Raw genomic sequence first — 24298 nt, 5'->3', positions numbered from 1 at the left:
ATCCCTCACTTGCTTGAGGTCTGTCGAGCCTCGGCCCGAAATGCGATTGCCGACGGAGCGCCGCTTCATGCGTCCGGTTGGCCGCACGGTGCTCCGAGAGACGAAAGAGGCCGAACCGGCACCCGCGGTGTCGATCCGGTCTGCTTGCGGTCATTTCACGGAGAGAGCTTCATCAATCAGCTTCTGGCCATCCGGGACTTCCTCGGCGAACTGCTTGTAAGAACTCTCCTTGGCGACGGCGATCCAGGCATCGTACTCGTCGGGCGTCATGGTGATGACCTCGACACCATTGTCCTTGAAGGCCTTCTCCATCTTCTCGTCGAGTTTGCGCGCTTCTGAATCGAAGAACTTCTCGGCCTTCTCGGATGCGGCCATTATGACGTCCTGCTGCTCCTTGGAGAGGCCGTCGAAGCTCTTCTTGGACATGAGCACGGGCTCGTACATGAACCAAAGCGCATTGTCGCCAGGTGCGGTGATGCACTTGACCTGCTCGTAGAGGCGGTAGGAAACGAAGCTCGCCGAACTCGTATCGGTCGCATCGGCGACGCCTGTCTGCAGCGCGTTGTAAACCTCGTTGCTGGCGATCGAGACGATCGAGGCGCCCGCCGCCTGCCACATGGCAGCGAAGGTCGGGCCGGCTGAGCGAATCTTCAGGCCCTTGATGTCATCGGGCTTGTGGATGCAGCCCTCCTTGGAGGCGACCGCGCCAGCCAGCCAGGCATCCGCCAAGACGATAGCGCCGGCTTCGTCGATCTTGGCCTTGATGTCCTTCATGAACTGCGAATCGTTCAAGCGCTGGGCACGGTCGTGGTTGCGCACGAGGCCGGGCATAAGCGTTGCGCCGAATTCGCGTACGCGCCCGCTCGCATAGTCGAGCGGAACAGAGGTGATGTCGAGCTGCCCCTTGATAAGGGCATTCCACTGGTCCTTCGCCTTGAAGAGCGAGGCGCCGGGGTAGACCTGGATGGTAAGGTCTACATTGGCGGCCTTCGCTTCCCTGGCGATCATCTGCACCATTTCGTCGCGCGGATCGCCCTTGCCGCCTGGGAACTGATGCGACGCCTTCAACGTAACCGCGCCGGCATTGCCTGTGCAGGCGATCGAAAGACCGACGGCTGTCGCCAGAATTGCGAGATAGGTTTTCATTTGTTTTCCTCCCTGCAGACGTTTCGCTGCGTTTTGTCCGGCTCCTCCAAGCCGCGCGTACTGTACTTGTCGTGCACTCTATGTCAACATTTCTGTATACAAGAATGATATTGCTGAATGCAGAATCCCACATTAAGGTTGGCCATGGCACTCAGAAATGCAGACAGGATTCGCGAAGAACTCGAACAGGCCATCATGGCCGGCGAGTTTGGCGACGGCGAACGGCTCGACGAAATGACGCTGTCCACGCGCTTTTCGGTATCGCGCACGCCGGTGCGCGAGGCCCTGCACGCGCTGGCCGCTTCCGGGCTTGTGGAGACGATCCCGCGCCGCGGCGTCTTCGTGCGTTATCCGAGCTTCATCAAGCTGATCGAAATGTTCGACGTCATGGCCGAACTGGAGGCGATGTGCGGGCGCCTCGCGGCGCGGCGTATAACCGATGAAGAACTCGACCGGCTGGAGGCGGCGGCGATCGCTTGCCAGAAGGCCGAGGAAAAAGGCGATACCGACGAATACTATCGGGAAAACGAGCGCTTCCATCACGTGCTCTATCACGCCAGCGGTAATTCCTTCCTCGCCCAGGAAGCGTCCAAGCTGCACAAGCGTCTCAAACCGTTCCGGCGGCTCCAGCTACGCGTGCGCGGCAGGCTGGGGCAGTCCATGCAGGAGCATCGCGAAGTCCAGGACGCTATTCAAAGGGGCGATGCCGAGCGTGCCGCCCGCACGCTGCGCAGCCACATTGCGATCCAGGGCGAAAACCTGAACGATCTCATGGCGAATTTCGCGAAATATCACTCACGCGTGCCACGGCAAAAGACATGAACGGGGCACCGGGATCGCCGCCGGGCTTGCTCAAGGCAATCGTCAACCGCATTTCGAATTGACGCCGGCCATCGCCTTGGCAAACGCCGAGTGGTCAGACTGGACGCGCCTCAACTCGACGACGCAACCGTCAGCACTCTCGTTCTCCGCGCATCTGCGCAACCTGTCGGCGCTGAAGGCAAGGCGCTGCGAGGCGTCATATGCTTGTTCGTAAGCCTCTTCGCAGTCCACTGACGGAGCTTTTGGAAACATGCTGCCCGCGTCGATGAGGAATGACACGAGGTGTTGCGCGTGACTACGCTCGACGGCCGCCAGCCCGCACACGAAAACGATCGGGAACAGCAGCAAGCGCATTGAACCGCCCCAGGTGCCGGGATCGAACACTCCAAAGCATAACTGGAAAACGGTTGGCCGGGTAGCGACACAAAATGATGCGGCTATAGCCCTTTTGACGGGCCTTTGGCGCGTGGGCTTCCCCCCGGCCAGCATTGCCGGCGCGGCGCAAAAGCGCGGAATGGAAAACGCGGCCCTGCAACAGGCCGCGTTTCATTACTCTGCTCATGCCGATGCAGCGGGGTCAAACACCCCTCAACGTCGGCAGCGAAGTGTCGGCACCGGGTTCAACCGGTGCGCGTCACTTGGTCGTTCCGTCCGGGTTGGTCGTGCCGATCACCTGTTCCAGCGCATGGGCGATGGTGTCGGCTTCAGAGCGGTCGAGGACCAATGGCGGCGCGATGATGATGTTGGCGCCGATGCTGCGAACGACGACCGCGTGCTCGTTGCGGATGCGGTCGGCAAGCAGTTGCCGCTTGAACTGCAGCGGCGCGCGCGTCGTCTTGTCGGACACCAGTTCGACAGCCAGCAACATGCCGTGACCGCGCACGTCTCCGACGATCGGGGAATCCTTCAGCTTTTCCTTCAGGCTTGCCAGCAGATAACCGCCGACCTCCCTGGAGTTTTCGAGCAGCTTGTTGTCGCGCAGCACCTCGATGTTGCGGCTGGCGACCGCACAGCCGACCGGATGGCCGCAATAGGTGAAGCCGTGCATCAAGCCGTCGGGAGCCTCCTTGATCACCTCGGCAACCGTGTCCGACATGACGACGCCGCTGAGCGGGAAATGGCCGCTGCTAACGCCCTTGCCGAAGACGATGGCGTCCGGAACGAGGCCAAGACCGGGGCTGGCGAACCAGGCGCCGGTGCGGCCGAAGCCGGTAACGACCTCATCCGCCACGACCAGGATGCCATGCTTGCGGCAGATCTCGGACACGGCAGGCCAGTATTCGGCGGGCGGCACGATCACGCCACCGACAGTCAGGACCGGCTCGGCCATCAAGGCAGCGATCGTATCGGCGCCCTCCTCGGCAATCACCTGCTCCAACTGCCTTATGCAGAACTCGACCGGGTCTTCGTTGCCGAACAGTTCGGTGCGGTAGGCATGCGGCGGCGTGAGGAACTTGATGCCGCCGGGAAGCGGCCCAAAACCCTGCTGAAGATTGTCGAAGCCGGTGGCGGCGGTCGCGAGGATCGTCGCGCCGTGGTAGCCCTGCTTGAGGCACAGAATGGTGGCGCGCTTGGTGTCGCCGCGCAGATAGTGATAGCGCCTTACCAGCTTGACGGCGCTTTCCGTCGCTTCGGAGCCGCTGCTGACGAAATAGGTCTGGTTCAGATCGCCCGGCGCCAGTTCCGCGATCGTCCTGGCCAGCCGGATCGCCGGTTCGTTGGTGAAATTCCAGTGCATCGGCACATATTCGAGCTGGTCCATCTGCGCCTTGGCAGCCTCGATCAACTCTGGACGGCTATGGCCGGCGGAGCAGTTCTGGATACCGCCCAGCGCGTCAAGATATTCCTTGCCATCGGCATCCCAATAGCGCGTTCCCTTGGCCTTGGCGATCATCAGCGACGGCCCGGCATAGCTCCAGGGATGAACGACGTGAGCGAGATCCCAACGGTGTAGTTCTTCAGTGTTCATTCAATCGGCCTTTCGAATTGTAATGTAATATCATATCTACGATACACAGTTCTGAAATCCATCACTCCTCCCTGGTCTGAATTGATCGAAGTTTTATTGGCGTCCGCTATAAAAGCGCACTTTCTCGTCATCCAGTTCCACGCCAAACCCCGGCATGTCGCTGACAACGACCGAATTGCGGCCTGTCTTCAGCCGGCTTTCGGGCGTCATGATCGCCTCGAAATTGTAGATGTCCTTCTCAAGAATGAAGTGCTCCACGGCAATGCAGTTGGGTGCTGCCGCCGCCAGCGGCGCATGGGCATTGGCGTGCCAGTGCGGGGCTATGCTGAGGCCGAAGCTTTCAGCCGTCTTGACGACGCGCAGCCATTCGCTGACACCGCCCAGAACGCAGATGTCGGGCTGCAACAGGTCCGTCGAACGTTCCTCCAGCAGACGCCGGAACTCATGGCGCGTCTGGTGGATTTCGCCAGTAGCCACGCGGGTCTCGAGAACGCGGCTCAACCTGGCATGGCCTTCATAGTCTTCCGGTGACAAGGGCTCCTCGAACCACCACAGGCCATGGTCGCCCGCTGCCCGCTCGAATGCGCGGGCGGCCTCCAGCGCGTGGCTGAAATCGCGGTAGGCATTGTTGGCGTCGAGTCCCAGCCGGCCCTTGCCGTCCATCGCATCGATGGCGGCACGGACGCGGTCAGCGTCCTCGGCAATCGACAAGCCGCCGACCTTGATCTTGTGATCGGTGAAACCGTTGGCGACGTTAAAGCGGATTTCCGCGCTGACGGCGTCGGTCCACGAACCGTCGTCCGGGCGATAATAGCCGCCCGATGCGTATGCCGGGACGGGTCGCGCGCTGCCGCCGAGCATCACCGCGATCGGCATTCCCCGACGCTTGGCGGCGAGGTCCCACAGCGCCATGTCGACGGCGGACATGGCGCGAACGACCACGCCGCGCCGCCCAGTCAGCAGCGTCTCCTGAAACATCCTGTCCCATAGGCCGAGGATGTCGTCGGTGTCGGCTCCGACGAGCACCGGCGCCAAAAGGTCCTCGACGGCCGCCGCCGCAACGCGGCCGCCGGCGGTTCCCAGATAGCTATAGCCCTGGCCCACGACATCGCTCTCGTCGCAGGTCACGGTGACGATGACGAAGTCGCGCTTGTCGAGGATGCGCGTCGAAATGCGCGTCGGCTTCTTCAGCGGAATATAGACGGCCTGCGCCTTGACGCTGGTGATCGGCATGAAAGCCTCCTGTGAACGCGCTTACGAAATCCGGTAGGTGGCTGGGCGACGGTCCTTGAAGGGGGAGACCTCGAATTCTCCCGCCTTGATGGTGATCGTCTTGTTGCGGGCGCGCGCGACATCGACGCTGGCAACGAGAAGGCCTTCCGAACGGCCGGAATTGCCGACCACGGCCCCGAGCGGATCGACGATCTGGCTCTGGCCGAGGAAGGTGGCGTCGCCTTCAGCGTCGGCACGGTTGGCGACGAGCAGGTAGATGAAGTTCTCGGCGGCGCGCACGCGCGTGAACTGCTCCGCCAGGATCGCCGACTGGACCGGCCAGTTGGTCGGCAAGGCAACGAAGTCCGCGCCTGCCAGGGCAAGCGAGCGCATGATTTCGGGGAAGCGGATCTCGTAGCAGATGGCCACGCCGACCTTGCCCACGCACGTTTCAAACAGCGACAATTCGGTGCCAGACGGCTCGTCGACGAAGCGGTCGGCGCCGAGGAACGGCAGGTGGCGCTTGCGGTGGATGCCGATCACGCCGGACGCACCCACGACAGCCGCCGAATTGTAAAGCTTGTCGCCGTTCACCTCGAGGAAGCCGACGATCAACTCGAGGCCGTGCTTGGCGCACATGGCGACGATCTCGCCGATCTCGGCGCTGTCGGCGGAGATGGCTGCGGCGGCAGCGGCGGCGCGGTCGTCGAACATATAGCCCGACAGGTAGCATTCAGGCAGAACGAGCAGCTTTGCCCGCTTGGCGGCAGCTTCGCGCAGATAGCCGTCCATGGCGTCCAGATTGGCACGGACATCGCCAAGCTTGGCAGGGACTTGGGCAACGGCAACGGTTACGGTGTCGGTCAATTGGGCCTCCGGAATTGTGTTTCAGGGAAATCGCGCTTGGCGCCAAGAGTGGTCACTTTGAGTGATCACTTGCGCGCGAACAGCATGAAGAACAGGCCACCCATCAGGGGTAAGGTGACGGCCAGGATGAGGGTCGAGAGCGAAAACACGATCGGCACCTGCGACTGCTGCGCCGACGCCATGGCCCAATTGTAGACCGGCATGGTCGTCTCGCTGCCTCGCAGGAAGGTGGAGCGCAGCAACTCGTTGAACGACAAAAGGAAGCTGAAGATGCCGGCTCCCGATATGCCGGGCATGAGCAGCGGCAATTCGATATCGAGGAAGCAGCGCAGCGGCTTGGCGCCGAGATCCTCGGCCGCCTGGATCAGCTTCACGTCGAAGCGGATGGTGACGATCAGGATCAGCAGCAACGCGAACGGGAAAGCCCAGACCATGTGCCCGATGAACAGCGACCACATGCCCAGGCGAAGGTCGAGCGTCGTGCGCAGGAAGATGAACAGGGCAGCCCCGATCGTCAGGCCCGGAACGAACAGCGGCAAAAGGGCGACAAACAAAACGCCGCCCGGCCTTTTCAGCCGCACAAGCGCGCGGGCCAGGAAGGTGCCGACGATCATGCAGGCCAGGGCCACGACAAGGCCCAGAACGACGCTCTTGACGAAGGGAGCGTGCCACTTGTCGTTCGAAAACAACAAGCCGTAGTGGGCAAACGTCAGCGGATAGGGCTTTCCGGACAAGGGCTCGGCGCTGAACGACATCACGCCAAGCCAGATCAGCGGGCCATAGATGAGGGCGAGCGCGATCGTGCCGAGCGCGATGGCAACCACGTTCCAGCCCGACGCTTCGGCGATCCGATCGAGCAATGGACGCTGCATCTTGCGACCGCGCGGTGGTATTGCGTTTGTTTCTGCGACACTGGTCACGGCGGGGGTCATTGCGGGCCTCCTAACGATCAAGGCTCTGGAACAGGGACGACATCTTGAAGCGTCCGCGCAGGCTGACGACCAGCGCCGCCAGCATCAGGACGAGCACCGCGATGACGATGGTCGAGAGCGCCGCCGCAACGGGATAATTAAGGTTGGTCAGCGCGCTCTGGATGGACTGGCCGAGCAGGTTCACCTGGCCGCCGCCGAGCAGTTGCGGCTCGATCCAGGCCGCCATCAACGGCACGAAGGTGAACACGATGCCACCGACGATGCCAGGCATGGCCAAAGGCAGGATGACGTGGCGCAAGGTCTGCAGGCGGCTGGCGCCCAGATCGGCACTGGCCTTGATGAGATCGTCGTCGATCAGGCTAAGCGTCAGGAAGATCGGAAACACGGCGGTCGGGAAATAGCTGCCGAACATGCCGAAGCTGACGGAGAAATCCGAATAGAGAAGCCATGTCAGCGGCTTGTCGATGAGGCCGCTGCCGACGAGGAGATTGTTGACGACGCCGTTGGTGCCCAGGATCGAACGCCAGACGATGATGCGCGACGAAGCATCAATGAAAAACGGGATGGTCAAAAGCGTGATGACGCCGGCGCGGACCGCAGCGGAGCGGCAGCCCTTTGCCAACCAGAGCGCGAAGGGGAACGCCACCAGGATTTCGAGGAACGTCACCGACACCGCGAAGCGGATGGTGCGTAGCACGACCACCCAGCGTCCCGTCTCGACAAGGCTGGTCCAAGTGGCGAACGTCGGATCGTAGACGATCTGATACTGGCGCATGCTGAAGAAGCTGAACGCCGAGATGATCAGCAGAGGCAGCACGACCACGCCGATCCACATCACGAGGAACCAGCCCGTGAACCAACCTGTGGCGGTGCCCGGCAGCCGCCAGCGGCGACGGGGCGATGATGAGAGAGCGAGTGCGGTCATGCCTCAACCTTTCCCCGCCGAGGATCAGCCCGGCGGGTTCGATTTGTACTTTTGACGACGGTGGTCAGGCGCTCAGGAAGCGCTGCCACTCCTGTTCCATGACGTCGGCGTGCGGTGCCGTCGGCTTGGCCCAGAACGCGTTCGGGTTCGACATCTTGCGGGAGATCTTCTTGTCGGTTGCGCGCAGTTCTTCGACCTGCTCGGGGCTCCAGCCGGACTTCTCGGCATATTCCACGCCCAGATCCATGTTGGGTCCGGCATAGGAGCGGTCGCGCGCCTGATAGGCCCGGAACTCGCCGCCGAGGAAGTAGTTGAGGACCTTGTAGATGGCCTCGCCATTGCCGCGCTCCAGCGCCTGCTTCGGAACGTAGGCGCCGTGACCCCACTTCTTGCCACCCTCGACCGCGTAGGCATAGACCGGAGCCTTGTCCTTCATGGTCTTTTCCGCTTCCTTCACCGCCGGCTCCCAGCATTCGAGAACGTCGACTTCGCGGTTTTGAATGAGCTGCACCTGCTCCTCGAAGCTGTTGTGCAGCGTGCGGAAGGTGCCGGCCTTCTTGCGCTCGACCGCATAGTCGACGACGGCCTTGGCCTGCTCGGGCGTCAGGTTCGCCGGGTCTTCGATCTGCAGGCGTCCATTGACCTTGAGGAAATTGGCCATGCAGGCGAGCGACTGGGAGAAAACGCGATCCAGCGCGACGCGGCCGCGGGTGCGGTCGTCTTCGTAGAGGACCGAATAAGGGATTTCATCCTGGCCGTTCGGGTTGGCGCCGATGGCGTCGGCGAAATAGGCGAAGGCGTCGCAGTTGCCGAGGATCGGCACGCCGTAGGTCTTGCCGTCATAGACGCTGATGTCGGACTTTTTCCAGAAATCCGGCGTCCGGTCCCAAAGGTCGAGCGCCGGGTTCGTCTCGTCGATCTCGGCATAGAATCCCTGCGGGCCCAGGATATCCTGCGTGCCGCCGTCGAAGATCATGATGTCGTGCGTTTCGCCGATATTGTTGGCGAGCGCATCGCGCATGAAGACGCCAATGTCGGCATCCGTCGGCGTGAATTCCAGCTTGATGCCGGTAGCCTTGCTGATCAGGCTGGGGTCATCCATCTGCGCGGTGGTGACGCCATAGGCGTGCAGCACGGTTTCCTGCGCAAATCCGAGGCTGGCAAAGCCAAGGCTGGAGCCGGCAAAGGCGACGCTGACGCCGGCGGATTTCAGAAACGAACGCCGGCTCATGCCGAAGTCGTTGCTCTCTACTGTAGACATATGTTCACTCCCTTTGCTTCCGGTTGTTCCATCGCCGTTTCTTGACGGTCGCGGAATCGTGGATGGATCCGTTCAGGGATCCATGACGGTGCACGTGTCGTGCGACCAGTGGATGAAGGTGGGTTCGGCTGGCGCGGCGTCGACATCCCAGAGCCGGGACCGGATCGGGCCGACCTCCGTATCCAGCGTCAGGTCGAGGTATTTGCCCTTGTAGACCGAGGCCGTGCGGCGGCAGGAAAACCCGTTGGCCGACGCAGGGGCCTCATTGACGTTCGAAAGGCGCACGCGCTCGGCGCGGACGCCGGTTACCGCCTTTGCCCCCACGCGAGGCGTGGATTTGCCGCACCATTGGCCGGTGATGGAATGGCCGCCGGTGCTGAGCGTCACGTAAGGCAGCGCGACTTTTTCGATGATGCCTTCGAGAATATTCTCCACGCCCATGAACCTGGCCGCGAAAGCGCTGTTCGGACGGTCGAAAAGCTCGGTCGGCTGCCCTTCCTGGGCGATCTTGCCCGACTTCATAAGAAGCACGCGATCACTCATGGTCAGGGCTTCTTCCTGGCTGTGGGTGATGTAGACGAAGGTGATGCCGAGATTGCGCTGAATGGCGATCAGTTCTTCCTGCATGTCGAGGCGCAACTTCTCGTCGAGCGCGCCCAGCGGTTCGTCGAGCAGCAGGATGGAAGGCCGGGTCACGAAGGCGCGTGCCAGCGCGACCCGCTGACGTTCACCGCCGCTCAACTGGTGGATGCGCCGCTCCGACGTATGGGCGAGGCGAACCAGTTCAAGCGCTTCCATGGCCCGTTTGCGGCGTTCGAAAGCCGCGACGCCACGCACTTTCAGGCCGTATTCCACGTTCTCCCGCACGGACATGTGGGGAAACAGGGCATAATGCTGGAACACCGTCGTGCAATCGCGATCGCTGGCGCCAAGCTCCGACACGTCGGCGCCGCCGATACGCACGCCCTTGGCCGCGGTCGGACGCTCCAGCCCGGAGATGATGCGCAGCAGCGTCGTCTTGCCGGAGCCGCTTTCACCGAGGATGGTCAGGAATTCGCCCTGCCGGGCAACCACGGTGACGCCGTCGAGCGCCACGACATCGCCATAGCGATGCGTCGCCTCGATAACTTCGAGCATGGGCGGCAAAGCCGTGGAACCGGCATCGGGCGGCAATGTTTGCGGTGTTGCTTCTGGCATCCTGGTTTCCTTTTGCGCATCGGCGCGCCGACGCGCCTGACGGCCGGCGGTCGGGCCGGTCGCGAGGGTGGTGGTATGACGGGACGGCTTTGGCATCATGCTGCGCCCCGGTCGTTTCGTTTCGAGGCAGACGCAGTCGCTGCCGCGACCGAGCCAAGCGTGGCGGCCGTGGCGACAGCTCGCGTCAGAGCCTCGACCATGACCTCGCATGCGTCGATGATGCCGGCCGCATGCAGGTTCGTGATCCGATCGCCGGCGGCGTCGTAGCCGCTGGAGCTATCGGAAGAGGCGGCTACAAGGCCTGCCATGTGCGCGGCGTCGCGACCGCGATTCGAGACGATGGCGCGCAGCGGCGCGCCCAACGCGCCCGCCAGAACATTGGCGGCCATCAGTTCGGTCTCGCTGCCGCTCGCCGCTTCGGCTGCCTGAACGGCAGCGCGAAAGAGGCTTGTGCCGCCGCCCGGCACGACGCCGGCGGCGCGAGCGCTTCTTGTCGCGGCGACCGCACGTTTGGCAACTTCCAGCCTTTGGTCAAGTGCGGGCTTTGTCGCAGCGCCGATCCGGATAAGGGCAATTGCGCCGGAAAGACGGGCAAGCCGCAGTTCATGCTGCTCGCGGTCGTAGGCAAGATGCCGCGCGCTGGCGATTTCACCCCGGATGTGGGCCATGCGCGCTTCAAGCGCCTGCGGATCGGCGGCGCCGCCGGCAATCGCCGTATGGTTTCGGCCGATCTCGATGCGGCGGGCGCGCCCGACCATTGCAGGCTTGATGTCGGCCAAGCGATGGCCGCTCTCGTCACCAATCAAGGTAGCGCCGGTGGCAGTCGCGATATCGCCCAGGTTCATGGCTTTCCAGTCGCCAGCGCCAGGCGCCGCCACCGCGCAAACCAGCGCACCGGCCTTGCGCCGGTTGAGCACCAGCGTTGCCAGCGCTTCACCCGCCACTTCGCCGGCGACGACGATCAACGGCTTCTTGCGCTGGGAAAACACTTCCAGCATGGGCAGGATCTCGTCGAAGCGATCGATACGGCCACTGGCGACGAGGATATAGGCGTCATCGTAGATCGCCTTGCCGAGTGCGTCGTCGGTGACGAAGGCCGGCGAAAGCCAGCCGGAGCCGAAATGCAGTCCCGGCCGCGTCTCGATCTCGTCGCCAACGCCGTGCCCAGCTTCCACGATGACGGTGCCCGCCCTGCCGACGGAATGGAAGGCTTCGCCTATCGCGCCACCCAACCCGGCATCGCCCCCGGCTGCCGTCGTCGCGACCGCCCTCAACGTGCCGATGTCGTTTGCCGGAACGGCGCTCGCTTCGATCTGCGCAGCAATTGCCTTCGCACGGCGAACGACCGCGTCGCCGAGATGCTGCGGGTCGTAACCTGCATCCATCATGTTGACCAACCCGGCCAGGACGGCACGGGCAAGCACGATCGCGGTGGCCGCGCCATCGCCGAAATCGCGCGACATTTCCCAGGCAAGATGGCGGAGCGCCTGGACACCGCTTTGCGCCACCGGGTCGGCCATATCGAAATGCGTTGCAACCGCATAGCCGCTGTCGCCGACAAGCGGCAAGGCAGCACCGCGATCGATCAGCACGGAACGGCCGACCGGTCCAAGCGTCAACTCGACCAGATCGGCGAGCCGGTCCACGCCGCGCAGGATACGTCGGGGCGTTCGGTCTTCAAATGCGGGGTTGCGCTGCAGCATGGCGTCAGAGCATCACGTCGCCGCCATTGGGCGACAGCGTCTGGCCGACGAAATAGGAACCTGCCGCGGAGGCAAGCAGCAGTGCCACCGGCGCGATCTCGTCGACGGTTCCGAAACGGCCGATCGGCAGTTCGGCATGTTTCATGCGCCGCCAATCGTCCGTCATTCCGGCGAGTTGCGCCGTTTCGATCGGACCGGGCGCGATGGCATTGACCGTCACGCCATGGGGAGCGCCATCGTAGGAAAGCGCCCGCGTAAAGCCGACCACGCCGCCCTTGGAGGCGCAATAATGCGCCATCGCCGGCGCGCCCTTGTAAGCGAGTTGCGAGGCAAGATTGATCACGCGGCCGTATTTTCGCTCGACCATTTCGGAGAAAAACGCCTGTGTCATCAGGAACGTTCCTCGCAGGTTGATGTCGGTCATGCGGTCGAAATCCGCGACCGCGATGTCCTCGAATGCCTTGTCGCCGCTCACGCCAGCGCTGTTGACCAGGATGTCCACGTGACCCAGTTCGGCCTTTGCGAACCGCGCAAACGCCTCGACCGCGGCCTGGTCAGCGACGTCGCATTCCTGGCCGGATACGGAAAAGCCCTCGCCGGCAAGGCGAGCCGTCAGGGCCTGCGCCTCTGCAGCGTCATCGGCATGGCAGAAGACGACCTTGGCGCCGTAGCGAAGGAAAAGCTCGACGATGGCTGCGCCGATGCCACGGCTTCCGCCGGTGACGACAGCCGTGCGGCCGGCAAGAGAGAAAATATCGGTACCCAAGTCGCTCACCTATTGCCTCTGCGCTTCAATGGTTTCGGCAAAGCGCCGGATTCCCTGTTCCAGCGAGACGGCCGGCACGTAGCCGAGGTCGCGCTTGGCTGCGGTGATGTCGAAGCGATGCTGGACATCGTCGCCGGGGTCATTGCCCTCGCCGAGCCGGATATCGGCTTGAGGCAAGACGCGCCGTACCAGATCCGCCGTTTCGGCAAGCGTCTGATAGGTGTCGCCGGTGATGTTGTAAGCGCGCTGGTCGACGCTTGCCGCGTCGACCGCCGCGATCAACGCCGCAGCCGCATCGTCGGCATGGATATACTGGCGATGGAACCCGGCACCCCAGTCGACGGCGGTGGGGCGTCTTTCGATCGCATCGACCACCATGCGGCGCAGCAGGCAGATTGTAGTCCTGTTCGGCCCATAAACCCATGAAAGGCGAAGCGACACGGTGTCCAGCCGATGCTCTCTCGCATAGGCGGTCACCAGATGCTCGGCGGCAAGCTTGGTCGCGCCATAGACCGTGGACGGATGAAGCGACATGTCTTCCGTGACGGGCCCGGCAACCGTCGATCCGTAGACGCTGACGGAGGAGCAGTTGACGAAGCGGCGCAGCCGACGAATGCGGGCGACTTCCAGCACATTGGCCGTGCCGACCACATTGACGGCGACGAGATCATAGGGGTTGTCGCGCGCCACCATGGGACCGGAATGAGCCCCGCAATGGATGATGCTATCCAGATCGGGGTCGGACGCCAGCTGGTGCAGGCGATGCGTATCGCGCAGGTCGCAGTCGACGATGCGCTCCTCGCCCTCGCCGGACGCCACCCGGTCGACGCCGATGACGCGGTCGCCGCGGCCGCGCAGTTGGGCTGCAACCGCCCGCCCCACCAGACCGCCTGCCCCCGTCACCAAATGAACCCGCGTGCTCACGCCGCCACCTCGAAATTCCCGCATTGAAAACGCCGCGTCCCGCCAAGCGGCATCGGCCGGCGCCGACATCCGTACAGTCCCGTACGCAATGGCACCCGATCAGCGCAGTGGCATGGCGATGGGCCGCATCGGCGAACCCGTCGCACCGCGAAACCGGATACAAGCACCAAAGAAGGCGAATTCGTGAACCTTGTCCTCGGCGAGATCCTCCAGGTTGGCGATCTCAAGGATCGGTACGCCGGCCTCCGCCAGCAGATAGGTATGCACCACCTGCCAGTTTTCCGGATCGGCCGACGGCGCCTGTTCGAGGCAATGATTGTCCGCTCCGATGATGATGGCACCCGCCTTGGCCAGAAACTCCGCGCCCTCGCGATTGAGCCCGGGAGGGTCAGGCAGATATGTGGCGCGGTCGGGCCACAGCCGCATGCGGCCGGTGCGGATCAGCACCACGTCGCCAGGGCGCAGTTCGACGCGCTGATGCTTCAGGCAGCCGCGCAGGTCGGCCTCGCCGATGCCGTAACTCGGCGGCAGCACGTCGACGCCGAGCAGCGCCGCCACGTCCAGCATGATGCCGCGCGCAACGATGGGCGGATGCTTGTCGGCGCCGGATTTGCGCCAGGCGCGGCTGCCCAGATGCTCCTTGGCGGAGAAGCCGTTGAAAATCTTGCCGTCGTAACCGAAGTGGTTCAGCGCATCGATATGGGTGCCGGTATGCGTGTACATCGAGATCGAGTCGCCCGAATAGGAGACGAGGTCGTTCGCTTCCTTGCCGACACGCATGATGTCATCGATCTTTTCGCCCTCAGGCGTGTGGGTCATCCAGATCTGATAGGGCTGATCCTCGGCACCGAACCAGCCGGGCATGCCAACGAAATTATCGACCGAAAGATCATAGATCTTGGTGGGATCGGCGCGATCCATGATCGCCTGACGCGAGGCGGCGTCGACCAGGTTCAGCATGCCGATCTCGTCATCGGAACCGAACGGGCTGGCAGTCGCCTTGCGGAAAGCCGCACCGTGGGCGGCGATGCGCGATTTCATTGCCGCAGTTACAAAGCACTCTGAACACATGTTCCCATACCTCACTGCACGGTTTTGCCGGCGGATGAACCGTCAGGCGCGCCCATCCAAACGATTGGCGTGACGCGCCCCATAACTTGCGCACCATAGGGTTATGGGCTGTCAATCATTATGTCAACGAGATTGTCGATAATTTATTCGACAATCCAATCCGAGCATGCGAATGTGATTGTACGGATCGAGTCAAGCGATACAATTTCGCTGGGTAAGCATGTCGGGGTTGGAATTTTGAAGACATCAGCAATAGCAAGGGCGCCGGTGACGCCAAAGAGCGCACAGGAAGACCAGTTGCGCCAAGGCCCTGCCCTCGATCGCGTCGTGGCCGCGCTGGAGGAAGATATCGTCCTCGGCAAGCTGCATCCACGCGAACGACTGATCGAGGAAGATCTTTGCGAGCGCTTCGGCGTGACGCGCCATATCCTGCGCCTGGTCTTTGCGGAACTGAGCCGCATGGGCATCGTCGAGCGGATTCCCAATCGCGGCGCGCTGGTGCGGGCCTTTTCGACCCGCGACGTCGACCAGCTCTATTCCTTGCGCGAAATGCTTGAAACCTCCGCTGCCGCGCAGATCGAGTTTCCGGTCAAGCCGGAAGACCTGGAAGAGCTGAAGGTAATCCAGTGCGACCATGACAAGGCCATCGAACAGGACGATCTTGTCCAGGTGTTTCGCTCGAACCAGCGCTTTCACAGCAAGCTGTTCGATCTGTGCGGAAACACCTTCCTCGCCGAAGCGATCGAAACCTACGCCCAGCGGGCGCACGGCATCCGCTTCCATGTCCTGCTGAGCCCGGCGCAGCGCCGCAGGGCCCGCGACGAGCATCATCTGATGATCGACGCGATCACCCGCCAGGATCGTGCGGCGCTGATAGATCTGTGCCGTAACCATCTGCCCGCATCGAAGAACGCATATCTGCGCACCTTCGGAACCTTGATCGACTGATCGGCGGCAATCTCTCCAACAGCATTTTCATTAATTTCGAGGCGAACAATGACGACTGAACCGTCGGAGACAGGTCTTTCCCGCGGCCTGACCAACTACGGGGACAAGGATTTTTCCCGTTACCTGCGCATGTCGTTCGCACGTTCCATGGGGCACTCGAACGAAATGCTGGCGCGCCCGGTTGTGGGCATCGCGACCACCTACAGCGAATTCAACAATTGCCACCGTCTGGTCCCTGAACTTGTCGCGGCCGTGAAGCGCGGCGTCCTTTCCGCCGGCGGCCTGCCACTCGAGTTCCCGACCATTTCGCTCGGCGAAGTCTTTCTCAACCCGACCAGCCTGTTCTTCCGCAACCTGATGGCCATGGACACCGAGGAAATGGTCCGGGGCCAGCCGATGGATGCGGTGGTGTTGATCGGCGGCTGCGACAAGACCGTCCCGGCACAGCTGATGGGTGCCGTTTCCGCCAACATCCCCGCCGTCCAACTCGTCACCGGACCGATGATGACCGGACGCTGGCGCGGCGAAAAGCTCGGCGCCTGCACCGATTGCCGCCGCTTCTGGGCGCGGCACCGGGCGGGCGAATTCGATACCGAGACGATCAACGAGATCGAGGGGCGGCTGGCGACGACCGCCGGCACCTGCGCGGTGATGGGAACGGCCAGCACCATGGCATCGCTTGCCGAGGCGCTCGGCATGATGCTGCCCGGCACGGCCGCGATCCCCGCCGTCCATGCCGACCGCATCCGCGCTGCCGAGGCTTCGGGCGTCGCCGCGATGCAACTGGCCAAGTCGCGCATCACGCCCACCGACATCATCACCGAAAAATCGGTCGAGAACGCACTTCGCGTGCTGCTGGCCATCTCCGGCTCCACCAACGCCATCCTGCACCTGACGGCTATCGCCGGGCGGGCGGGAATCAAGATCGACCTCAACCGCCTCAACGAATTGTCGGATACCACGCCGGTGCTGGTCGACCTGAAGCCGACGGGCGCCTATTACATGGAAGACCTGTTCGCCGCCGGCGGTATCGGCGCGGTGCTGCGCGAACTGAAGCCGCTGCTGCATCTCGACTGCATGACCGTCACCGGCACGACATTGGGCGAACGGCTGGACGACGACGTTGCCCCCTATGTCGACCGCAACGTCGTCCATGCGCTGGAAACGCCGTTGCAGCCGGTCGGCGGCCTCGTCGCGCTATTCGGATCGCTTGCGCCCAATGGGGCCATCTTCAAGCGCGCCGCTGCCGATCCGGCCCTGTTCGAGAGCGAAGGCCGCGCCATCGTTTTCACCTCGATCGAGGACATGGCAAATCGCATAGACGATCCGGATCTCGATGTTTTGCCCGACGACATCCTGGTGCTTCAGAATGCCGGGCCGACCAGTTCGTCGCGCATGCCCGAGGCGGGTTATCTGCCGATACCGACCAAGCTGGCTCGTCAGGGCGTCAAGGACATGTTGCGCATTTCCGACGCGCGCATGAGTGGCACCGCCTACGGCACCATCGTCCTGCATGTCAGCCCGGATTCGGCATCCGGCGGGCCGCTCGGCCTCGTGCGCAACCACGACCGCATCCGGCTGTCGATCAGCAACCGGCGCATCGACCTGCTCGTCGACGATGCCGAATTGGAACGCCGCCGCGCCGCCCTGCCGCCGCCCGCGCCGTTGCCGGAACGCGGCTATGCCCGGCTCTACCGGCAGGAAGTGCTGCAGGCCGAACATGGCTGCGATTTCAAATTCCTGACACGTTCGCCCGAAAATACGTGAAGGGAGCGCGGCCATGGACGTCGTCTGGAAAGGGATCGTCGGCGGCCTTGTCACGGCACTGATCGTGGCGCTCTCCAAGCGCGGCAATGTGCTGCCTGGAATATTGCCGCTGTTTCCAACCTTCGGCCTGATCGCCCTGCTCGTGATCGGCGCCAAGGGCGAAATGGCGGCATTCCGCGAAACCTGCCTTGCCGGCATGAAGACCATCCCGGCCTATATCGCCTTCCTGCTGGCCTGCTATTGGGCTATCGCCCGCGTCGACTTCGTCACGGCAGTCGGCGTCGGCATCCTTGCCTGGCTGACCGTGACGATCGTCATTTTCCTCGGCGGCGGGCTGTTTGCGTTTTCCCGATGACGAAGAAGCGGCCACCCATCGATTCGATCTGCTTGGTCACCTCGAGCCGCACATCGAAGGCGTAGGTGATCGCGCCGAGGCTGACGGACGTGCCGATTGCAGCGAGGCCGGCGACGCCCGCACCGACCACCAATACCCGCGCAGGCGGAATCGGGGAACCCGGCGGCGGCACCGGCACCTGCCTGCACGACGCATTCGTGGCCAAGTTTCACCAATTCCCTTGCCGAGTCCCATGGCAACCCGGTTTTCCCCAGTCAGGATTTCACGTGCTGCACCGATTTTCATGAAATTGCCCCCATCGCCGCAAACGGTCGGCGGCTACAAATATCAACGAGAGACGACAGGCCCCGGCGGTGGGCCGGGACCTGCCTTGTGGTTGCCTGAAGCGCGGCGCTCTTGAACAGATTCAGGCGACGCACTTCAAATTTTGGTGTTACGCAGCCGCCAGCGGAAAGAAGATCGCACGGGCGACATCGAACCCGTAGCGCGGTGCGTATTGCGAGGCGTCGGCGACCAGTTCGGCGACCGACTCCAGAATGAAGCGCACTTTCGCATCCGGAAGAAGGACGCTGAAATTGAGCCGTGTGAAGCCGGGCTTCAGCATCTCTTGCCCCTCGAGAATTGCCGCGCGCAGACGCTGCGACTCCTCCGCATCGATGGAAAGCAGGCGATGGACATATGGTCCGGCACACGCGCAACCGCCGCGCGCCTGAATGCCGAAACGGTCGCTCAGCATGCGGGTAACGAGTTGCTGGTGAACGAAACCGCCTTGGCCGTCGCGCACCCGAAACGAAAATATCGGAAGTCGCGCCGGCCCCGAAGGTCCGAGCAGTTCCATGCGGCCCAGACCCTTCCAGGCGTCGAAAGCCTTGCGCACCAGGTCGTCATTGCGCGCCTGCATCGCCTCCGCGCCGATGGCGTCCTTGACGAGAAAGGCAAGGGCAGCACGAATATCGCCCACGACATTCGGCGTTCCGGCTTCCTCGCGCGCCTCCAGGCTGTCGCTATAGTCGTGGCCGTCGGGCGAAACGAAGCGGACCGTGCCGCCGCCGGGCCATGACGGCTTGGAGACTGCCACCGCATCGCGGCGCAGGATCAGCACGCCCGAAGAACCCGGCCCGCCGATGAATTTGTGTGGAGAGACGACAATGGCGTCGATTGCCGCGTCCATGGCCGGCGTCATCGCGATCGGCAGGTAGGGGCCGGCACCGGCATAGTCCCACACCATGCGCGCGCCCGCCGCCTTGGCCATGCGCGTCACAGCGGCGACATCCGTGACGATGCCAGTCACGTTCGATGCCGCGGAAAACGAACAGACGGTGAGATCGGCCGGTTGCCGCAGCGCTGCCTCGAGCATGCGAAGATCGGGGCCGCCAGTTTCGCTTTCGGCGATTTCGACGACTTCGGCACCGCTTTCGCGCCACGGCAGGATATTGGAATGGTGCTCGTAAGGGCCGATGAGGACGCGGACCCGCCGCCCGGCTGCGATCGTACCGGAGACGCCCAGCAGATTGACGATCCGGTTGAGGCCGGCGGTCGCGCCGGAACCGGTGAAGACGACCGCATGCTCCGGACCAGCACCACAACATGCCGCTATCGTCTCCCGGGCCTGACGCCGCAGCCGGGTCATGAAGCCTCCGCAGTAGGAGGCCTCGGTATGGCTGTTTGCATAGTAGGGCAGGACGCGTTCGAGAATGAAGTTCTCGACCTGCCGCAGCGCCCGCCCGGACGCGACATAGTCGGCATAGATCAGATGGCGCTGGCCGAACGGGCCATCCACCATGGCGTCATTGCCGATCAACCCGTCATGCAGGGCAGAGATCGGATCGGCGACGTCCAACGACTGCCTGAACTCTTCCAGAAGACCGGACGAAACCGGGTTGTTTGCAAGTGCGACCACGATCAGACCCTCCAAGGACAGCTAGCGAGATTTTTAGTCGAAAAGCACAATTGAAACCTCACCGTTGTCATGTAAAACTGGCCTTAAATTGGGTCAGAAATTCGAATCTATGATCAAAATCGACGATATTGATAGAAGCATCCTGACGGCCCTCCAACAGGATGGCGAAATTTCGCAACGCGACCTTTCAGACAAGGTCGGGCTGTCGCAGAACGCATGCTGGCGACGGCTGCAGAACCTCAAGGCAAGCGGGCTCATCCGCGGAACCCACACGCATATCGATTTGTCGGCGCTGGGTTACGACCTGACGGTTTTCGTCATGATCCGCACCCGCCATCATTCGCGGGAATGGGCGGAGAAATTCCGGGCCCATATCGAGAAACTGCCGGGGGTTACCGATTTCTACCGGATTGGCGGCGACTGGGACTATCTCATCAAGGTCGTCGCAAAGGGCATCGCGGGCTACGACGCCTTCTACCAGAAACTCATCACCGACTTCGAGCTGGCGACAGTGACCGGCATCTTTTCGATGGAAACGATCATCGACGGGCGCGCCGTCGACTTGCGCCAGCGCTCCCGGTAGCCACCGGCTTTCTTCCCGGCAGAAGGAAGCGGCAACCTCATGGCGCACCGTCACGCTACACTGCTCGACAGCGTGCTGACCGCCTCATGCTGGGTCAGGAACACGTGACCGTTGATGGTGCCGAGGAAGCGTGTGCGCTTCAGCCGGTCCATGACCGGCCCCTTGATCTCCTACAGATGGAAACCAATGCCGGCATCGGCAAGCTGGCGGCTGATTTCTTCCAGGCTCTCAAGCGCCGACACGTCGAACCTGTCCTCAAGGTAGCGCGCATTGGCAAAGTAAAGGCTTTCGTCGACACGGATCGACAATATCTGCGGCTGCGTGAGCACCTCGTGGCGATCGATGTTGCGATAGTGTTCCAGCCCCGGCACCTGGCCGACGACGGCCATATGCGGCTTGCTGGTTTTGTAGATTTGCAGCAGGCGCTCTCGCCACCCGTACGGCAACATTCAGCGCCGGAATTCGAAAAATGGGGTCAACTTTTCGGTTCGGTGCTTTAGTACGGATTGTGCTTCGGGCTTAGCAGGATGAACGGCGGCGTGTATTCAGCAAGACGTGCTTGAGGGACTGTCGGATGAAGATTGCCGTCACGGGTGCAACGGGTTTCGTCGGCAGGAGCGTGGTCCCCATTCTTGATGAAGCCGGCGTGGAACTCCTTCTTGTCGGTCGGGAACCCAAGCGGATAGCGCAGCGCTTTCCCGGCACTCGGGCCTGTGGATATGACGAACTCGAACAACACGCTTCGGGCTTCGATCTGCTTGTCCATCTGGCAGTGGTCAACAATGACGCAAACGTGCCTCCCAGCGTATTCCACGATGTCAATGTGAGGCAGCTTCTGGAGGTTGCCTCCGCCGCCAAGCGGGCAGGCATCTCCCGTTTCATAAACATCTCATCGATCCATGCACTGGACCCCGACAACCGCAGCTCTTATGCGCGGAGCAAGCAGGAAGCCAGGAAGCAGTTGGCCGGCGTAAAGGGCATTGCAGCAATCTCCGTGTTTCTGCCGGCGGTCTACGGAAACGAATGGAGCGGCAAGCTGGCCATTCTCAACAAGCTGCCAAAGCGACTGGCGCATATGCTTTTCCAGGTACTCGCGGCGTTCAAACCGGTCCTGCACGTATCGCGTCTGGCGGACTTCCTGTTACATCGTGCCGCCGAAGACGAAGGTGACGAGATCATCCTGTCGGACGGCCAAAGCGGCAATCTCGTTTATCGGGGCGTCCGGCGGATCATCGACGTGTGTTTCGCTCTGGCGGTGATCATCCTGTTCTGGTGGGGCCTCATTCTCCTTTGGGGATTGGTGCGCATCCTGTCGCCCGGCCCCGGAATTTTTGCCCAGCAACGGGTCGGGCGAAACGGCGCTGTGTTCACCTGCTACAAGTTCCGTACGATGCATGTCGGCACAGTGCAGGCTGCGACCGACCAAGTTTCGGCCAATTCTGTGACCAGACTTGGCCGTCTTCTGCGCAAGACGAAACTGGACGAGTTGCCGCAAATCTGGAACATCCTGCGCAACGAGATCAGCCTGATCGGCCCGAGGCCTTGCCTGCCAATCCAGACGCAATTGATCGAGGCCAGGCGGCGGCGCGGCGTGCTGCGACTCAAGCCGGGAATCAGCGGACTTGCCCAGGTCAACGGCATCGACATGCGCGAACCGGAGACCTTGGCTCGCTGGGACGCACGCTACGCGGCACTTCAATCGTTGCTGCTTGATTTTCGGATCATCATGGCAACAGCCAGCGGTCGCGGGCAAGGCGACAAGGTGAAAAAGGACCACTGAAGAGGAGCGATGCCTTGCGGCGCCCTTGTTGGGCTGACCGCGCGCTGCGTCTCGCCATCTTAGAGCGCGTCGCGATTTTTCAGATTCGCTGGCCGCGCTCTAAATACCTGTTTCTATGCGGCAGGCTTTGGCTGTGTCGTGAATTTTTTTGTTGTAGCTTCGGCTTCCGCGCCGGGGTGGCCGTTTCCACGCAACATCCCGTGGCTGGCAGGCACATATTCCGGCACTATTTGACCGAGCAATTCTATTGCGTGCGCCTGATCCTCGTTGGCAATAGCGCTCTCCAGCGCTGTGATCGTCCTGTAGAGCACGTCCTTGTCGACGACCCTTGGCGAAGCAAAGAAATAGGGCGCATCCGGGTCCCTCCGGTTCACCTCGTCGGAATCGAAAAGCTCTTCATAGAGCTTCTCGCCGGGCCTCAACCCGGTAAAGACGATGCCGATATCGACATGCGGCTTGAAACCAGCCAACTGGATCATTCGTTGCGCCAGATCGAGGATCTTCACCGGCTTTCCCATATCCAGCACCATGATGTCCCCACGCTTGCTGTCTGCATGTGCCGCGGAGGCGTTGAGCACCAGGCAAACCGCTTCGGGGATAGTCATGAAGAACCGCCTGACATCCGGATCGGTGACCGTCACCGGCCCGCCAGCCTTGATCTGTCTTTCAAACCGCGGCACGACCGACCCGTTGGATCCCAGGACATTGCCAAACCGCACGGTCGTGAACATTGTGGCCGGCGAAGCGAGGTCCAGGGCCTGGCAATAGGCTTCGGCCGCGCGTTTGGTAGCCCCCATGACATTGGTCGGGTTCACCGCCTTGTCGGTCGAAATCATGACAAAATTCTTGACGCGAGAGCGAACCGCGGCGTCCGCCAGGTTACGCGTGCCCATCAGATTGGTCTTGATGCCTTCGATCGAATCGTTCTCGACGATGGGCACGTGTTTCAGCGCCGCGGCATGAAAGACCAGATTGGGTCTGAAGCGCGCAAAGACACTGGTAACCCTGCCTTGGTCGCGCACATTCATAAGCGCGGTTGCCACGTTGAGCTTCGGATTGTTCTCTCGAATCTCCATGTCCAGCTTGTAGAGATGGAACTCGGAATTATCGGTCAGGATCAACTGATCAGGCCGATACTCCGCGATCTGGCGACAAAGTTCCGACCCGATGGAACCGCCGGCACCGGTAACGAGAACGACCTTGCCGCTGACCAGCCACGCCACGCCTTCAAGATCGGCGGTTATCTCTGGCCGCCCCAGCAGGTCGCCCAAATCAATGGGTTTGGGCTGCAGAATGGATTGGCTTGTCAGCAGAGACGTTTCCCTGAAGTCGGGAAGGCGCGAAGCTTTGATGCCGAGGTGCGCGCTTGCTTCCACCAGTTCGGCAAGGTGCTGACGGTCCGGCCCCACTTCAGTGTCGATCAGTTCCGTAATGGCGATCCGTTTTCTTGCAAGGCGGGCGACGACGGTTTTGAGATCCGACAAACCGCCGAGCACCTTCACGCCCTGAACCATGCGCGCTCGGTTGAGGATCTTGTCGTCCAGAACACCGACGATGTTGAATTCGCTTCCGGCGCGCCGCCGGTTCGCTCGAATGAAACTGTCAGCGTTGTCGGTCAGTCCGTAGAGCAGGACATCGCGGACTTTCCTGGGAGGAGAGACATCCAGATCACGCCACGAAAACAGGGCCCGCTCCATCGCCAGGCGATATGCAAGCCGAGTGGAGGACAGGCCGATAACCAGATAGATAAACGAAAGAATAGGCACGGAACGGGGGAAATGCAGCCCGCGCGACGTGACGAATGCGGCCATGGTGTAGGCGGCGACCGACGCCGCGGCTACCTTGATGACCGTAACGAGATCCGGGATCGAGACGTAGCGCCACGAGCCCCGGTGCATTGAAAACAGCCAGAAAAAGAAAAGAAAGATCGCCGAGAACCCCAGGGTCTTCTGCCCCAGTTCCGGCACGGCGTACAACAGTTGGTTTCCATAGGCGGTAAAATAGGCCAGCCAGAATGCCGTGGAGGCCGAGAAGACATCGAGCAGGGAGCCGCCGAGCCGCCAAAGCCGGGTCCCGTTGACGACGTCACGTAGCACCATCTGATCCCTGCACTCCTTCGTTGCACCTCTGTCGCTGCAACGCGCGCGTAACAACGCACTTTAGGACCGAT

Annotated in this window: 22 protein-coding genes and 1 pseudogene; 6 read left to right on the top strand and 17 right to left on the bottom strand. The window is 62.2% G+C overall.

What is annotated here, in order from left to right:
- Window positions 1-150: 150 nt before the first annotated feature.
- Entirely contained in the window at window positions 151-1146 is a 996-nt protein-coding gene (gene dctP, locus ASD64_RS09900; protein ID WP_056104349.1) for a TRAP transporter substrate-binding protein DctP, read from the bottom strand.
- Window positions 1147-1290: 144 nt separating this feature from the next.
- On the opposite strand from dctP, the gene ASD64_RS09895 reads away from it, so the two are divergent.
- On the top strand, window positions 1291-1968 hold the full coding sequence (locus tag ASD64_RS09895) for a GntR family transcriptional regulator (protein ID WP_056104344.1): 678 nt from the start codon (window positions 1291-1293) through the stop codon (window positions 1966-1968).
- Window positions 1969-2010: 42 nt separating this feature from the next.
- Here ASD64_RS09895 and ASD64_RS09890 read toward each other — a convergent pair whose 3' ends face one another.
- The 12 genes from ASD64_RS09890 to ASD64_RS09835 all read right to left on the bottom strand — a co-directional run bounded on the left by ASD64_RS09890 (window position 2011) and on the right by ASD64_RS09835 (window position 14765).
- On the bottom strand, window positions 2011-2322 hold the full coding sequence (locus ASD64_RS09890; protein ID WP_156460093.1) for a hypothetical protein: 312 nt from the start codon (window positions 2320-2322) through the stop codon (window positions 2011-2013).
- Between the two features lie 280 nt (window positions 2323-2602).
- Window positions 2603-3937 (bottom strand): aspartate aminotransferase family protein, encoded by a 1335-nt coding sequence (locus ASD64_RS09885; RefSeq protein ID WP_056104338.1) that lies wholly within the window; start codon window positions 3935-3937, stop codon window positions 2603-2605.
- A gap of 93 nt (window positions 3938-4030) precedes the next feature.
- Complete coding sequence (locus tag ASD64_RS09880; protein ID WP_056104334.1) at window positions 4031-5170, bottom strand: mandelate racemase/muconate lactonizing enzyme family protein; 1140 nt, start codon at window positions 5168-5170, stop codon at window positions 4031-4033.
- Window positions 5171-5191: 21 nt separating this feature from the next.
- Window positions 5192-6016 (bottom strand): carbon-nitrogen hydrolase family protein, encoded by an 825-nt coding sequence (locus tag ASD64_RS09875; RefSeq protein WP_056104332.1) that lies wholly within the window; start codon window positions 6014-6016, stop codon window positions 5192-5194.
- 65 nt (window positions 6017-6081) lie between these two features.
- Complete coding sequence (locus ASD64_RS09870; protein ID WP_056104328.1) at window positions 6082-6948, bottom strand: ABC transporter permease; 867 nt, start codon at window positions 6946-6948, stop codon at window positions 6082-6084.
- A 10-nt stretch (window positions 6949-6958) separates the two neighbouring features.
- On the bottom strand, window positions 6959-7873 hold the full coding sequence (locus ASD64_RS09865; protein ID WP_082549933.1) for an ABC transporter permease: 915 nt from the start codon (window positions 7871-7873) through the stop codon (window positions 6959-6961).
- A gap of 64 nt (window positions 7874-7937) precedes the next feature.
- Window positions 7938-9134 (bottom strand): ABC transporter substrate-binding protein, encoded by a 1197-nt coding sequence (locus tag ASD64_RS09860; protein ID WP_156460092.1) that lies wholly within the window; start codon window positions 9132-9134, stop codon window positions 7938-7940.
- A 72-nt stretch (window positions 9135-9206) separates the two neighbouring features.
- Complete coding sequence (locus tag ASD64_RS09855) at window positions 9207-10331, bottom strand: ABC transporter ATP-binding protein (RefSeq protein ID WP_162249066.1); 1125 nt, start codon at window positions 10329-10331, stop codon at window positions 9207-9209.
- 95 nt (window positions 10332-10426) lie between these two features.
- Window positions 10427-12034, bottom strand: coding sequence for a chaperonin GroEL (gene groEL / locus ASD64_RS09850; protein ID WP_056104316.1), 1608 nt, complete (start codon window positions 12032-12034; stop codon window positions 10427-10429).
- Window positions 12035-12038: 4 nt separating this feature from the next.
- Window positions 12039-12809: an SDR family NAD(P)-dependent oxidoreductase gene (locus ASD64_RS09845; protein WP_244480755.1), complete on the bottom strand. Its 771-nt coding sequence runs from the start codon at window positions 12807-12809 to the stop codon at window positions 12039-12041.
- Window positions 12810-13724 carry an NAD-dependent epimerase/dehydratase family protein gene (locus ASD64_RS09840; RefSeq protein ID WP_244480754.1) on the bottom strand — a complete coding sequence of 305 codons (915 nt, stop codon included), beginning with the start codon at window positions 13722-13724 and terminating at the stop codon, window positions 12810-12812.
- A 99-nt stretch (window positions 13725-13823) separates the two neighbouring features.
- Window positions 13824-14765, bottom strand: coding sequence for a cyclase family protein (locus tag ASD64_RS09835; protein WP_320410192.1), 942 nt, complete (start codon window positions 14763-14765; stop codon window positions 13824-13826).
- Window positions 14766-15062: 297 nt separating this feature from the next.
- Between ASD64_RS09835 and ASD64_RS09830 the strand changes: the two genes are divergently transcribed.
- Genes ASD64_RS09830 through ASD64_RS09820 form a run of 3 tightly spaced genes read left to right on the top strand, consistent with a single transcriptional unit; the run spans window position 15063 to window position 17865 of the window.
- Entirely contained in the window at window positions 15063-15743 is a 681-nt protein-coding gene (locus ASD64_RS09830; RefSeq protein WP_056104310.1) for a GntR family transcriptional regulator, read from the top strand.
- Between the two features lie 48 nt (window positions 15744-15791).
- A complete protein-coding gene (locus ASD64_RS09825; RefSeq protein WP_056104307.1) occupies window positions 15792-17510 on the top strand; it encodes a dihydroxy-acid dehydratase in 1719 nt (572 codons plus the stop codon).
- Between the two features lie 13 nt (window positions 17511-17523).
- Complete coding sequence (locus ASD64_RS09820) at window positions 17524-17865, top strand: GlpM family protein (protein ID WP_056104304.1); 342 nt, start codon at window positions 17524-17526, stop codon at window positions 17863-17865.
- A gap of 4 nt (window positions 17866-17869) precedes the next feature.
- Here ASD64_RS09820 and ASD64_RS22020 read toward each other — a convergent pair.
- Window positions 17870-18016, bottom strand: a pseudogene (locus ASD64_RS22020) (hypothetical protein); the annotation flags it as partial.
- A gap of 282 nt (window positions 18017-18298) precedes the next feature.
- Window positions 18299-19765 carry an aminotransferase class V-fold PLP-dependent enzyme gene (locus tag ASD64_RS09810; protein ID WP_244480753.1) on the bottom strand — a complete coding sequence of 489 codons (1467 nt, stop codon included), beginning with the start codon at window positions 19763-19765 and terminating at the stop codon, window positions 18299-18301.
- Window positions 19766-19874: 109 nt separating this feature from the next.
- Between ASD64_RS09810 and ASD64_RS09805 the strand changes: the two genes are divergently transcribed.
- Window positions 19875-20348, top strand: coding sequence for an Lrp/AsnC family transcriptional regulator (locus tag ASD64_RS09805; RefSeq protein ID WP_056104299.1), 474 nt, complete (start codon window positions 19875-19877; stop codon window positions 20346-20348).
- A gap of 170 nt (window positions 20349-20518) precedes the next feature.
- Here ASD64_RS09805 and ASD64_RS21905 read toward each other — a convergent pair whose 3' ends face one another.
- The gene (locus ASD64_RS21905; protein WP_200957820.1) at window positions 20519-20737 is read right to left on the bottom strand and encodes a hypothetical protein; all 219 of its coding nucleotides are present in this window, start codon (window positions 20735-20737) and stop codon (window positions 20519-20521) included.
- Window positions 20738-20922: 185 nt separating this feature from the next.
- Here ASD64_RS21905 and ASD64_RS20600 point away from each other — a divergent pair, with 185 nt between their 5' ends.
- Complete coding sequence (locus ASD64_RS20600) at window positions 20923-22128, top strand: hybrid nucleoside-diphosphate sugar epimerase/sugar transferase (RefSeq protein WP_082549930.1); 1206 nt, start codon at window positions 20923-20925, stop codon at window positions 22126-22128.
- Window positions 22129-22241: 113 nt separating this feature from the next.
- On the opposite strand, the gene ASD64_RS09790 is transcribed toward ASD64_RS20600, so the two are convergent.
- Window positions 22242-24227, bottom strand: coding sequence for a nucleoside-diphosphate sugar epimerase/dehydratase (locus tag ASD64_RS09790; protein WP_082549929.1), 1986 nt, complete (start codon window positions 24225-24227; stop codon window positions 22242-22244).
- Window positions 24228-24298 lie beyond the last annotated feature (71 nt).

This window comes from Mesorhizobium sp. Root157 (assembly GCF_001427385.1).
Taxonomy (GTDB): Bacteria; Pseudomonadota; Alphaproteobacteria; order Rhizobiales; family Rhizobiaceae; genus Mesorhizobium.
Note: the sequence above shows the minus strand (reverse complement) of the source record. Positions and strands in the feature narration are given on the sequence as shown.

Excerpts from the sequence above, each read along its gene's own strand:
- ASD64_RS09835 (WP_320410192.1), bottom strand. The coding sequence starts at position 14,765 with ATGAAATCGCGCATCGCCGCCCACGGTGCGGCTTTCCGCAAGGCGACT.
- ASD64_RS09825 (WP_056104307.1), top strand. The coding sequence starts at position 15,792 with ATGACGACTGAACCGTCGGAGACAGGTCTTTCCCGCGGCCTGACCAAC.
- ASD64_RS09820 (WP_056104304.1), top strand. The coding sequence starts at position 17,524 with ATGGACGTCGTCTGGAAAGGGATCGTCGGCGGCCTTGTCACGGCACTG.
- ASD64_RS09860 (WP_156460092.1), bottom strand. The coding sequence starts at position 9,134 with ATGTCTACAGTAGAGAGCAACGACTTCGGCATGAGCCGGCGTTCGTTT.
- ASD64_RS09895 (WP_056104344.1), top strand. The coding sequence starts at position 1,291 with ATGGCACTCAGAAATGCAGACAGGATTCGCGAAGAACTCGAACAGGCC.
- ASD64_RS20600 (WP_082549930.1), top strand. The coding sequence starts at position 20,923 with ATGAAGATTGCCGTCACGGGTGCAACGGGTTTCGTCGGCAGGAGCGTG.
- ASD64_RS09790 (WP_082549929.1), bottom strand. The coding sequence starts at position 24,227 with ATGGTGCTACGTGACGTCGTCAACGGGACCCGGCTTTGGCGGCTCGGC.
- ASD64_RS09855 (WP_162249066.1), bottom strand. The coding sequence starts at position 10,331 with ATGCCAGAAGCAACACCGCAAACATTGCCGCCCGATGCCGGTTCCACG.
- ASD64_RS09890 (WP_156460093.1), bottom strand. The coding sequence starts at position 2,322 with ATGCGCTTGCTGCTGTTCCCGATCGTTTTCGTGTGCGGGCTGGCGGCC.
- ASD64_RS09865 (WP_082549933.1), bottom strand. The coding sequence starts at position 7,873 with ATGACCGCACTCGCTCTCTCATCATCGCCCCGTCGCCGCTGGCGGCTG.
- ASD64_RS09880 (WP_056104334.1), bottom strand. The coding sequence starts at position 5,170 with ATGCCGATCACCAGCGTCAAGGCGCAGGCCGTCTATATTCCGCTGAAG.
- ASD64_RS09805 (WP_056104299.1), top strand. The coding sequence starts at position 19,875 with ATGATCAAAATCGACGATATTGATAGAAGCATCCTGACGGCCCTCCAA.
- ASD64_RS09870 (WP_056104328.1), bottom strand. The coding sequence starts at position 6,948 with ATGACCCCCGCCGTGACCAGTGTCGCAGAAACAAACGCAATACCACCG.
- dctP (WP_056104349.1), bottom strand. The coding sequence starts at position 1,146 with ATGAAAACCTATCTCGCAATTCTGGCGACAGCCGTCGGTCTTTCGATC.
- ASD64_RS09885 (WP_056104338.1), bottom strand. The coding sequence starts at position 3,937 with ATGAACACTGAAGAACTACACCGTTGGGATCTCGCTCACGTCGTTCAT.
- groEL (WP_056104316.1), bottom strand. The coding sequence starts at position 12,034 with ATGCTGCAGCGCAACCCCGCATTTGAAGACCGAACGCCCCGACGTATC.
- ASD64_RS21905 (WP_200957820.1), bottom strand. The coding sequence starts at position 20,737 with ATGGCCGTCGTCGGCCAGGTGCCGGGGCTGGAACACTATCGCAACATC.